Source organism: Ruegeria sp. CG1, from assembly GCF_056537265.1.
The window spans coordinates 200764-212502 of sequence record NZ_JBQFRF010000003.1 but is presented as its reverse complement, the minus strand read 5'-3'; the positions used below and the strand labels follow the sequence as shown (position 1 = coordinate 212502).

The following is an 11739-nucleotide window of genomic DNA, read 5'->3' as shown; positions in this document are numbered from 1 at the left end:
CCTTATAGGCGCCGCAAATCAGCGTCACATTGGCTTCACAAACGGGAACAGGGCGACCGCCCTATCGAAGCAGGACAATGGATATGAAATCGAAATCACGCTTTCTCAGCGCCGTTTTTGCGGCTGTCAGGGATCAAGAACCAGAAATGCCCTGGAAGCGGGTTTCAAGTCACTCAGTCAGAGTTGCACGCCGTCTGGCGGCGCGACGCTGACACAGCAACCCCAAGAGACCAGCTGCCGGTCTCGGAGGGCAAACGCATACCGGATAAAGCTCCGGTCCGGTGTGTGGGGTCGCAATCAGGACTGCGACCAGGGTTCGGAGCGTGTGTGTGCAGGCAATTGCAGCCTGCGGTTTACGAGTTTGTCTGGGGGGTCAAGAACTTGACCAAAACACTGGTGTTTTCTGATGCGGCGCTGTGCATTCGCGGCGACCGGCCTGTGTTTACCCATCTGATTACAGACAAAGAACAAGGTCGTCCGGCGATATTGCACGGGGGTTCAAGCCGTCGGACGGAATTTAGAGGGGACGGAATACCATGACTATTCCAAATTCTCTGGCCCGCGCTGCCAGAAACGCGGTCGAAACGTCAGCGCTATTGCGCGATGCGCCTCGTCCCGCGACAAATCAAAAAGCACAGCTTCGACGTTATGAAGTGTGCAGTCTGTTGAAAAACGGGGATATTTCACAGACGCGCCATATCGCACCAGCTTTGCCGATGTTTGAAGATGCATTTTGTGCGTTCACGCGCGGATCGTTGGTCGAGACGCCGCAAGGCCAGATGGCGATCGAAGATCTGCTGCCGGGTGATGATGTCCTCACTCAAGACGGATCATCGGAAACCGTACTTTGGAAAGGGTCTGTCACGCTGATTCCCGGACGCGAGGATACGCGCGGGCGAACCCGGCCACTGACGCGGATCATGGCCGACACGTTCGGGATGCAAAAACCGATGTCGGGCGTCATCACGGGCCCCGCCGCACGTCTGCTGGGTACGCCTACGCACATGCGTCATTTGAACGGCGGGCAGCCCATGCTGACACCCGTCAGTGAGTTTCAGGATGGAATGGGTATCATTGAAACGCTGCCGCCGACTCCGGTCGAGCTGTTTCATATCTGTGTGGCCCGACATTCCGTGATTCGGGTCGATGGCCTGCAATTCGAGACCTATCATCCGGGCATCAACGCAGTCCGAATGATCAGTCACTCTTTGCGTTCGATCTATTTGAATCTATTCTCACATATCGAATCGTTGAATGATTTTGGGCCGTTGCTCTTGCCAAGAGCCGGAGATGGTGAAATTGACGCTATGACAGCGTGAACTGGTTAACTATTACTGCAAGCGTGGGGCATTATGCAGATTTTACTGAGTTGGGTTTTAACCCTTGCACTGGCAGCGATGCTGCCACCCTGTCCTGTGGATCAAACAAGAGGTAGGTTCAGGCCGTCCGGTTCATCCGGTCTTCCAGTACGTCAAATGGTACGCCTGGCTCGTCTTTTGCGCCTCGGATAACAAGCGAAGTCTTGACGCTGGCCACGTTTGGCGTGGTCAGCAACTCGCCTGTCAGAAATTGCTGAAAACTGCTGAGATCCGGTGCGACGCATTTCAGGATGAAATCAACCTCGCCATTCAGCATGTGGCATTCGCGAACCAAGGGCCATTCCCGACACCGGTCTTCGAAAGCGCTGAGTTCGGATTCAGCCTGACTTTCAAGTCCGACCATGGCAAAGACCTGCACTTCGAACCCAAGCTCGCGGGCGTTCACCTCGGCATGATAGCCGCGAATGTACCCCGAATCTTCCAGCGTCCGCACCCGTCGCAGGCAAGGAGGAGCGGATATTCCTACGCGCTTGGCAAGCTCAACATTGGTCATACGGCCATCGGCCTGCAGTTCCGCAAGAATTTTGCGGTCGATTTCATCCAACCGGGTCGTGACCATCGAATGCTCCTGAGTTTTTCAGTTGTTATATCAGCAGCCCCGGGAGGCGCAATAATATTTCACAGCCACGCAATTTTCGTTATTTCAGATACATAATTGGCCGCAAAGCCAATCATTAGGCACATCACGGACCTGCAATATGAAGGGGCTTTAAGCCCTGCCCTGCGGTCGCTATATCGATCCGCACCGGACAACACGTCCGCCGAGGCAGTTTGAGTGAGGATACCATGGCCGAAACACGACACACCAAGGTTCTGATCATCGGGTCGGGACCTGCAGGATACACCGCGGGCGTTTATGCAAGCCGGGCCATGTTGGAACCGATCCTGGTGCAGGGTATCGAACCCGGTGGACAACTGACCACCACAACCGAGGTGGAAAACTGGCCGGGTGACACCGAGGTTCAGGGGCCAGACCTGATGGTTCGGATGCAGGATCACGCCAAGGCAATGGGATGCGAAGTGATCGGCGATATCATCAGCGATCTCGATATAAGCCAGCGTCCCTTCACAGCCAAAGGCGACAGTGGCACCGTCTACACCGCCGACGCGGTGATTCTGGCAACGGGCGCACGAGCCAAGTGGTTAGGCATTCCCTCAGAAGAGAAATTTAAAGGGTTTGGCGTATCAGCCTGTGCCACCTGTGACGGCTTCTTCTATCGCGGTCAGGAAATCGTTGTGATCGGCGGCGGAAATACTGCCGTAGAAGAAGCGCTGTTCCTGACCAACTTCGCAAGCAAAGTCACTCTGATCCACCGCCGCGATGAGTTGCGAGCTGAAAAGATCCTTCAGGATCGGCTGTTCAAGAACGAAAAGATCGAGCCGCTTTGGTTTCACGAACTGGATGAGGTGATCGGAACCGATGCCCCACTGGGTGTGGAAGGCGTCAAGGTCAAGAATGTAAAGACCGGCGAAATCACGGAGATTCCGTGCAAAGGCGTATTTGTCGCTATCGGCCACGCCCCGGCAAATGAGCTGGTCAAAGATACGCTGGAAACCCACATGGGTGGCTACGTCGTGACCAAGCCGGGCACGACGCAAACTTCGGTTCCGGGAGTTTTCGCTGCCGGAGACCTGACCGACCACGTATACCGTCAGGCTGTGACAAGCGCCGGTATGGGCTGCATGGCCGCGCTGGATGCAGAACGATTCTTGGCGGAGAACGACTAAGATGATCACAGAATTCTCCGGCCTCGTCTGGAGAATTCTGTTCCGCACCCAATCGGGTGACCCGCTCTCATCGGCCCGTGCCCCCGAAGGACGGTTTCATCATTCTGGCCAATTCGCGCTTTACGCGTCGCTTAGCGCTGAAGGGGCCGGGATCGCCATTCGGCGCTATGTCTCGCAGTGCGACCCTCCACGGACGATCCATCGCTTGAAGATATCCAAGGCGCAAGTATTGGATTTGCGGGGGCAACCTTCTGCCTCGATCGTCTGGCAAGACATGCGGGCAACCGGCATACCCTCTCCAACATGGCGATTTTCGGACAAGGCCCGCACATACGGCGCGGATGGACTGCTATACAGTTCGCGCTCGCGTCCTAAACTGAGCCATTTGGTGTTGTTCAACGCAGAACACCAGATGATACAAACCGCAGGTGCCTCCTGCGACTGGTTCCCCGAAAGGTGACCGCGCCTATCTTGACCGGCACCCGGCACCGTATCAGGATCAACCATAGTAACGCGAAGAACAGGTGAGCTTTTGGAAAACGTTCTTTGGCGCGGCGGATGGATGAGCCGGCTCAGAATCGCAAGCGGCCTCGTGCTGTTTGTCTTTGCGTTCTTTCATTTCATCAATATCGGCCTTGGTCTGTTTCACACTGATTTGCTGCACGGGATGCAGGGCGGACGTAAAGCTGTCAGCCGTAATGAGATCGGCAGCGTCGTGATATATGGCGCATTGCTGATGCACATGGGACTGGCGCTTATCTCACTCGCGCAGCGCCGGACGCTCAGAATGCCTTTCAGCGTCGCGCTTCAGGTTATTCTTGGCCTGTTGATCCCGCTGCAGCTTATCTCACATTTGGTTCAGACCCGATACGCGCATGAGATTTTTGGGGTGAATGATGAAATGGGTTACATCATCATTCTGATGTGGCCCAGCACCGCGATCTGGTTCCAAAGCCTATTACTTCTGCTGGTGTGGGTCCACGGATGTATTGGGCTGCACATGTGGTTACGGTTGACCACATGGTGGCGCGCGATGGTTCCATATCTGATCGGTCTCGCCGTCTTTGTACCGGGCTTCGCCTTCGCAGGCCTTCTGACCGAGGGGCGGCGTATCTGGGCCGATTTTGCCGACCCCGATCTACGAGAACAGTATGTCGAATACTATAACTGGCCTTCGCAAGAAGAGTTTCAGTCTTTGTTTTCCGTCACAGACTATACGCAGTGGGTATTCTGGGCCGCGCTTGCACTAACAGGCTTGGTCTATCTCGGGCGCAAGCTTTGGCGGCGGCGGCATTCGGTGCGGGTGCGCTATGTCAACGGTCCAGAAGTTGTGTCGGAGAAAGGCATGACCCTTTTGGAGATGTCACGCGCAAATGGCATCCCACATACCGCGCTGTGTGGTGGCAAGGGGCGCTGCACGACCTGTCGCGTAGTGGTTGAAGATGGTGCCGATCAGTTGCACCCGCCTACCGAAGTTGAAGCCCGCAGTCTGAAAGCGATCAGCGCGCCAGAAGGAACCCGTTTGGCCTGCCAGATGCGGCCGTCCGACCCGCTCACGGTGTTTCGTGTTTTCCGCCCTGACGGCGCGCGTGATCGTGCGCATGCGAGCCAAGGGCAAGAACGGCAGCTGGCGGTTCTGTTTCTGGACATGCGCGGGTTCACCGCCCGCACAACGGGGCAATTGCCGTATGATATCGTGTTTCTGTTGAATCGTTTCTTCGACGCAATTGTCCCAGCAATCACGGCGCAAGGCGGAGTTGTCGACAAATACATGGGCGATGGGTTGCTGGCGATGTTTGAAACAGCCAACGCCGCAAGTTCGGCAAGTGCCGGTCTGAGGGCGGCGGCCGGGATCGGACACGCTTTGGAGCGTTTCAACCAGCAGCTTCAAGCAGAAGGCAGCCAACCCGTGCGCATTGGCATGGGTCTACATCTTGGTGATCTTGTGCTGGGCGAAATCGGAGCGGCGAAACACGCGCCACGCACCATCATCGGAGACGCTGTAAATGTTGCCAGCCGTTTGGAGGCTGAAACCAAAGCGTTGGGGGTCGAACTCCTTGTATCGGACAAGGTTTTGGACGCGGCTGGGTTACAATGTGATCCCCGCGATCTGCGGGAATTCAGCCTGCGCGGTGTCTCTGAACCTGTCCCCGCCCTGCCCGTCAGGCACGCAGCCGACCTTGAGTCGCAAACCTCACCACTGGAACAGATTGCCTGAGAATGCGCCTAATGAGCCTGAGCGGCGGGATTTTTTCAATAACCTGAAACAAAAAACAGAAAACCGTTCCATTTCAAGAAAAAACCACGCATTTCATCCTTAGTTTTTGCAAGTCTATGGACTTCACCCTCAGGCCGAGGCACATGCCCTGCAAACACCCTTGAAACAAATGCCAACAGAACTGCGATAAGAGTTTTCCGATGACGATGTTAAGCAATCTGGCCCCTATCTCCGAACTGTATGTTTCCTACGAGTCTGCGCAGAAACTCAAGATAGAAGCCGCTGATCTGACCAGCTGGGATCTTAAGCCCCGGCAGATTTGCGATCTGGAACTGCTTATGAACGGCGGGTTCAATCCGCTCAAAGGTTTCCTGAGCGAAGCGGACTATGACAACGTGGTCGAAAACATGCGCCTCGCCGACGGGACGCTGTGGCCAATGCCGATCACCCTGGATGTTGACGAAGATTTTGCCGCATCGATCGAGCTGGGCCAGGATATTGCCCTGCGCGATCAGGAAGGCGTGATCCTCGGCACCATGACCGTGACCGACCGCTGGACACCAGACAAGGCGCGTGAGGCGGAAAAGGTCTTTGGCGCTGATGATGATGCGCACCCGGCTGTGAATTACCTGCACAATGTAGCGGGCAAAGTTTATCTGGGCGGCCCGGTCACTGGCATCCAGCAGCCCGTGCATTACGATTTCAAAGCCCGCCGCGACACGCCGAACGAGCTGCGCGCCTATTTCCGCAAAGTGGGCTGGCGCCGGATCGTTGCGTTCCAGACCCGTAACCCTTTGCACCGTGCGCATCAGGAATTGACCTTCCGTGCCGCAAAAGAAGCACAGGCCAACTTGCTGATCCATCCCGTGGTTGGCATGACCAAACCGGGCGATGTGGATCATTTCACCCGCGTGCGTTGCTACGAAGCCGTGTTGGATAAATATCCGGCCTCGACTACGTCGATGTCGCTGCTGAACCTTGCGATGCGCATGGCTGGCCCGCGCGAGGCAGTCTGGCACGGTTTGATCCGCGCAAACCACGGCTGCACCCATTTCATCGTCGGTCGTGACCACGCAGGTCCAGGCAAAAACTCTGCCGGTGAGGATTTCTACGGCCCCTATGATGCGCAAGACTTGTTCCGAAAATATCAGGACGAGATCGGCGTCGAGATGGTCGATTTCAAACATATGGTCTACGTGCAGGAACGCGCGCAATACGAGCCGAATGACGAGATTCTGGACAAGGGCAACGTCACGATCCTCAACATCTCGGGCACTGAACTGCGCCGCCGTCTGCGCGAAGGGCTGGAGATTCCGGAATGGTTTTCGTTCCCCGAAGTTGTTCAGGAACTGCGCAACCGCTTCCCGCCGCGCTCGCAACAGGGATTCACCGTGTTTTTCACCGGTTTTTCAGGCTCGGGCAAATCCACCATTGCCAACGCCTTGATGGTCAAGCTGATGGAGACCGGGGATCGTCCGGTTACCCTGCTGGACGGGGATATCGTGCGTAAGAACCTGTCTTCGGAACTGGGCTTTTCGAAGGAACATCGCGATCTGAACATCCGCCGCATCGGTTATGTCGCGTCTGAGATAACCAAGAACGGCGGTATTGCCATCTGTGCTCCTATCGCGCCTTACGCAACTACCCGTCGTGCTGTGCGTGAAGAGATCGAACAATTCGGTGCATTTTGCGAGGTGCATGTCGCGACCAGCATTGAAGAATGCGAGCGCCGAGACCGCAAGGGTCTGTACAAACTGGCACGTGAGGGCAAGATCAAAGAGTTCACGGGGATTTCCGACCCTTACGACGCCCCTGAAGACCCAGAGCTGCGCGTCGAGACCGAGAATGTCGAGGTTGACAACTGCGCACATCAGGTTCTGCTTAAGCTGGAAAGCATGGGGCTGATTGCAGCATCCTGATCACTTAAGACGAAAAAATACATCAAAGGCCCTCAGATTTCTGAGGGCCTTTTTCGCAGGTGCGGGTCTGGTTCAGTCGGGCAAATTCACCTGCCCGCGCATCAGGACATGGCCGCGCCCGGCAACTTTGATCCCCGTCATCGCATCCGAAGGTCCAACGCGTGTCACGGTCGCCTGACCGGGGCGGCCCATGTCATGGCCCTGTTCGGCGATGAATGTCTCTTTGTCCATCAGTCCGTGTTTCCAGAGATAGGCCGCCATCGCACCGGTGGCCGATCCGGTGAACGGGTCCTCGGGCGGGCTGGGGGGCGCCATCATCAGGCGCGAGAATGTGTCGCCCGTAGTCGTTGCGCCTTTCAGTGTTACAAGAAACGGTTCAGCCATGTCCGACCCCGAGAAACCGGCCTTTTCGGTAATATGACTGAGCAAAGCAACATCCAGCTTGGCAGCGCGCAGCGCCTCGTGATCGCGCAGGACCGTAATGCAAAAGGGCAGACCGGTTGAAACGAACTGCGGTGGAGAAATTACCACCTCTTCCGGCACGCTGATGGCAGCGGCAACCAGATCTGCGGGCACATGATCGCCGAATCGCGGGGCGACCTGCGTCATTTCTATGTCATCACCATTTAGTTTGATCGATACAATCCCTGCTCCGGTCTCAAGCGTCAGAGCATCACCCTGAAACAACCCCCGTGATCGCATCGCTGCAACGGTTGCTATGGTCGGGTGCCCGGCAAATGGGATTTCCCGGCTGGCCAGGAAGTACCGGACCCGGATATCAGCAATATCGGATGGCCCGGTAAAAGTGCATTCAACCAGAGAAGTCTCGCGCACATATGCCATGCAAACCGCGTCTGACAGCCCTGCACCCTCATGCACAACTGCGCAGCCGTTGCCACCAAAGGCCTGATCGCTGAACGCATCCACCCAATCGAAATCATACCAGCTCATCGCGCACTCCTGCGTTTCAATCAGCGGCACGATCACCGCTGAGGCAGAAAATGTCACGTCAATTCGGCGGAATGTTTGGTGGCCTAGTGAACGGCCACCGGGGACAGGTCATGTTCGCGTGCCAGTACAAAGGCCAGCTTGCGGTCGGCAACCAGTGCCAATTGCTGCCCATCGGAATCGTGGACAGCATACAGCTGATCCAGATCGCCTGCCTGCTCTCGCAGATCCTGCGGAAGGTCTGCCACATCAACGGCCTTTACATAGACAATCCGATTGCCTTCGGCGTTGATCTCAATCGGTGTATTCATTGCTCTTACCCCTTCTTGATGTTGATTGTCTGAACCACGGTTTCAGGCACGGCGCGGGTCAGGTCCACATGCAGCAGACCGTTTTCCATGATCGCCTCGCCCACCTCGACCCCGTCAGCCAGCACAAACATGCGCTGGAATTGACGCGCCGCGATGCCACGGTGCAGGAATATGCGCCCCTCGCTGTCGTCGCGCTGACGGCCCCGGATCACCAACTGGCGATCCTCGATGGTAATCGACAGGTCCTCTTCCGCGAACCCGGCCACTGCCAAGGTGATGCGATAGGAAAAATCCGAGGTCTGCTCGATATTATAGGGCGGGTATCCTTCATTTCCGGCCTTTGCAGACCGTTCCAGAAGGCGTTCCAACTGCTCGAACCCCAAAAGATGCGGGTATGAGCCTAAGGTAAGTTTCGACACGTATTTTCGTCCTTCATTGTCAAAGCGACGTATTCTGCGGTCCCGATGTCGGCAACCGCGTGATATAGAATATGGGAAGATACAGGGATGTCCACAAGGTCTGGCCGGATAAACCCTGACACACTATCTTGTGTTAGAAGCACCACTTGAAACACTGAGTCGTCCATGAACGCACCCACCGATCTTTCGATGAAAACCGATGAAGTCCTGCGGGTGGAATTAGAGGTCTTTCGACGCCAGCACCGTGATTTGGACGAAGCGATCGAGGCCTTGCAGGCCAAGGGGACCTCGGACCAATTGACGATCAAGCGGCTAAAAAAGCAGAAACTGCGCCTGAAAGACATCATCCGTCTGATCGAAGACAGATTGACCCCCGATATCATCGCCTGAGACGCGCGTACCGCATTGCCACATATGCGGATTTGGCTATAGTGCGCGCTCTTTCCGATGGCAGGGGCGTAAGCGGATGAGCGATGTGAAAGTAGGGATCATCATGGGCAGCCAGTCGGACTGGCCTACGATGAAAGAGGCCGCCGATATTCTGGATGAGCTGGGCATCGCTTATGAGGCGCGGATCGTCTCGGCCCACCGCACGCCGGATCGCCTCTGGGATTATGGTAAAACCGCCGTGTCGCGCGGCTTGCAGGTCATTATCGCGGGCGCGGGTGGCGCGGCGCATTTGCCCGGAATGATGGCGTCGAAAACACGTGTGCCCGTGATTGGCGTTCCGGTGCAAACCCGCGCGTTGTCGGGCGTAGATTCGCTCTATTCCATTGTGCAGATGCCCAAAGGTTTTCCGGTTGCGACCATGGCTATCGGTTCGGCCGGCGGGGCCAATGCGGGCCTGATGGCCGCGGGCATTCTGGCGCTGCAGGATGCCGCGCTTGCGGAACGGCTGGACGCCTGGCGCGAGGCCCTCTCTGCTTCGATCCCGGAAGAACCTCAGCAATGAGCCGTATCGGTTTCATCGGCACAGGCCACATCGCTGCGCCAATCGCGCGGCTGATGGCTGCAAAAGGTCATGATCTTCACGTCACAGAACGCAATGCCCAGGTATCCTCGGCCCTGCAGGCCGAACTTGGGGTCCAAGTTGGCACTCCGCAAGACGTGATTGATGCGTCCGAGATCGTGTTTCTCTGCCTGCGCCCCCATGTGGCCGAGGAGGTTCTGGCCCCGCTAAGCTTTCGCGCAGATCAGAAGATTGTTTCGGTGATGGCCGCCGTCTCTGAGGAGCAGCTATCCGGCCTGTGCGCGCCGGCATCGGATTTTGTGCAAACGATTCCGCTGGGTTTCCTTCAGACAGGAGGTTGCCCGTTGGCCGCTTACGGCAACGATCGCCTCTTGGCAGATTTGTTCGAGCCCGAAAATCCTGTGGTCAAAGTTGCCAGTGAGGCCGCGTTGAACGCCCACTTCGCCATCTGCGCCATGGTGCCAGGTATCCTGGACCTTATCGCAACAGGCACCGACTGGTTGGCTGATCAGACCGGCGACAAAGACCGGGCCGAATTCTACACCACGCAGCTTGTGTCAGGGTTTTTGGCATCAATGCACAAAGAGCATGCGGGCCAACTTGCAGCCGAGCGTGACGCGCTTGCGACCGAGGGCACCCTGAGCCTTCAGATGACGGATATTTTGCAATCCGAGGGCGCGCATGATGCCTTGCGTGCTGCACTGAGTGCGATTGGCAAGAGATTGGAGACATGACGATGTCAGATATGCTTACGCCTGGTGCGACAATCGGGATATTGGGGGGCGGTCAACTGGGCAGGATGCTCTCGATCGCGGCTGCACGGTTGGGGTTCAAGTCCCACATATTCGAGCCGGGCGCAAATCCTCCGGCCGGTCAAGTTGCAAATCAGGTCACGACCGCCGCCTATGATGACGCCGACGCATTGAAGGCCTTTGCTGAGTCGGTCGACGTGATCACCTACGAGTTTGAAAACATCCCCACCCAGGCGCTGGATCTGCTTGAGGCACACCGCCCCATTCATCCGGGTCGAGAGGCGTTGCGGGTCAGTCAGGACCGCTTGACCGAAAAGACATTTCTACAAGGCTTAGGCCTGCAAACCGCGCCCTTTGCAGACATCTCCGATTTGGACAGCTTGCGCGCCGCAATTGATGACATTGGCACCCCCGCCATCCTGAAAACCCGCCGCTTCGGCTATGACGGTAAAGGTCAGGCCCGGCTGCGCGCACCCGAAGATGCCGGGGCGGCACTGGCCGATATGGCGGGCGCGCCGTCCATACTGGAAGGGTTTGTGGACTTCAGCCACGAGGTTTCGGTCATCGCAGCACGCGGTCTGGACGGGCAAGTTGCCTGTTTCGATCCTGGAGAGAATGTCCATCGCGATGGCATCCTGCACACGACCACAATACCGGCACGCCTGTCTCCGGCGCAGCGGACAGATGCGGTATTGCTGGCCGCCAACATTCTCAACGCGCTGGATTATGTCGGCGTCATGGGTGTCGAATTGTTTGTGACGCCACAAGGATTGATCGTGAATGAAATCGCGCCGCGCGTTCATAACTCGGGTCACTGGACCCAGAACGGCTGCGCCGTGGATCAGTTTGAACAACATATTCGCGCCGTGGCCGGTTGGCCTTTGGGCGACGGTCAGCGCCACTCGGACGTCGTGATGGAGAATTTGATCGGGCATGACATGGACCGCGTACCCGAGCTTTCACGCGAACGGGACGTAGCACTGCATCTCTATGGCAAGGCCGAGGTCAAGGCCGGCCGCAAGATGGGGCATTTCAACCGGATTTCGCGATGAGGTAATCGCGCTTAAGCGCGATGCCTCCGGCGGAGGTATTTTT

At 56.8% G+C, this 11739-nt stretch carries 13 protein-coding genes; 9 read left to right on the top strand and 4 right to left on the bottom strand.

Annotated elements, in window-relative coordinates:
- Positions 1-536 precede the first annotated feature (536 nt).
- Positions 537-1319 (top strand): Hint domain-containing protein, encoded by a 783-nt coding sequence (locus ACR0AU_RS10560; protein WP_480795658.1) that lies wholly within the window; start codon positions 537-539, stop codon positions 1317-1319.
- 118 nt (positions 1320-1437) lie between these two features.
- Here ACR0AU_RS10560 and ACR0AU_RS10555 read toward each other — a convergent pair whose 3' ends face one another.
- Entirely contained in the window at positions 1438-1938 is a 501-nt protein-coding gene (locus tag ACR0AU_RS10555) for an Lrp/AsnC family transcriptional regulator (RefSeq protein WP_170392385.1), read from the bottom strand.
- A 227-nt stretch (positions 1939-2165) separates the two neighbouring features.
- On the opposite strand from ACR0AU_RS10555, the gene trxB reads away from it, so the two are divergent.
- The 4 genes from trxB to ACR0AU_RS10535 all read left to right on the top strand — a co-directional run bounded on the left by trxB (position 2166) and on the right by ACR0AU_RS10535 (position 7244).
- Positions 2166-3107: a thioredoxin-disulfide reductase gene (gene trxB / locus ACR0AU_RS10550; RefSeq protein WP_480795657.1), complete on the top strand. Its 942-nt coding sequence runs from the start codon at positions 2166-2168 to the stop codon at positions 3105-3107.
- Position 3108: 1 nt separating this feature from the next.
- Positions 3109-3567 carry an RES family NAD+ phosphorylase gene (locus ACR0AU_RS10545; RefSeq protein WP_480795656.1) on the top strand — a complete coding sequence of 153 codons (459 nt, stop codon included), beginning with the start codon at positions 3109-3111 and terminating at the stop codon, positions 3565-3567.
- A 102-nt stretch (positions 3568-3669) separates the two neighbouring features.
- Positions 3670-5325, top strand: coding sequence for an adenylate/guanylate cyclase domain-containing protein (locus tag ACR0AU_RS10540; RefSeq protein ID WP_480439142.1), 1656 nt, complete (start codon positions 3670-3672; stop codon positions 5323-5325).
- A gap of 200 nt (positions 5326-5525) precedes the next feature.
- Positions 5526-7244 (top strand): bifunctional sulfate adenylyltransferase/adenylylsulfate kinase, encoded by a 1719-nt coding sequence (locus ACR0AU_RS10535; protein WP_480795655.1) that lies wholly within the window; start codon positions 5526-5528, stop codon positions 7242-7244.
- Between the two features lie 72 nt (positions 7245-7316).
- On the opposite strand, the gene ACR0AU_RS10530 is transcribed toward ACR0AU_RS10535, so the two are convergent.
- The 3 genes from ACR0AU_RS10530 to ACR0AU_RS10520 all read right to left on the bottom strand — a co-directional run bounded on the left by ACR0AU_RS10530 (position 7317) and on the right by ACR0AU_RS10520 (position 8922).
- Entirely contained in the window at positions 7317-8195 is an 879-nt protein-coding gene (locus ACR0AU_RS10530; protein WP_480795654.1) for a PhzF family phenazine biosynthesis protein, read from the bottom strand.
- Between the two features lie 83 nt (positions 8196-8278).
- A complete protein-coding gene (locus tag ACR0AU_RS10525; RefSeq protein WP_170392397.1) occupies positions 8279-8503 on the bottom strand; it encodes a DUF1150 family protein in 225 nt (74 codons plus the stop codon).
- Between the two features lie 5 nt (positions 8504-8508).
- Positions 8509-8922, bottom strand: a complete 414-nt coding sequence (locus ACR0AU_RS10520; RefSeq protein ID WP_010441788.1) for an Hsp20 family protein — start codon at positions 8920-8922, stop codon at positions 8509-8511.
- Between the two features lie 165 nt (positions 8923-9087).
- Here ACR0AU_RS10520 and ACR0AU_RS10515 point away from each other — a divergent pair, with 165 nt between their 5' ends.
- From ACR0AU_RS10515 to ACR0AU_RS10500, 4 genes are all read left to right on the top strand, one after another.
- Positions 9088-9312 (top strand): YdcH family protein, encoded by a 225-nt coding sequence (locus ACR0AU_RS10515; protein WP_010441787.1) that lies wholly within the window; start codon positions 9088-9090, stop codon positions 9310-9312.
- Positions 9313-9388: 76 nt separating this feature from the next.
- Complete coding sequence (gene purE / locus ACR0AU_RS10510) at positions 9389-9874, top strand: 5-(carboxyamino)imidazole ribonucleotide mutase (protein WP_170392399.1); 486 nt, start codon at positions 9389-9391, stop codon at positions 9872-9874.
- On the top strand, positions 9871-10626 hold the full coding sequence (locus tag ACR0AU_RS10505; RefSeq protein ID WP_480795653.1) for an NAD(P)-binding domain-containing protein: 756 nt from the start codon (positions 9871-9873) through the stop codon (positions 10624-10626). The genes purE and ACR0AU_RS10505 overlap by 4 nt, the downstream gene beginning before the upstream one ends.
- Before the next feature lie 2 nt (positions 10627-10628).
- Positions 10629-11696, top strand: coding sequence for a 5-(carboxyamino)imidazole ribonucleotide synthase (locus ACR0AU_RS10500; RefSeq protein ID WP_170392403.1), 1068 nt, complete (start codon positions 10629-10631; stop codon positions 11694-11696).
- The last annotated feature ends 43 nt before the right edge of the window (positions 11697-11739 follow it).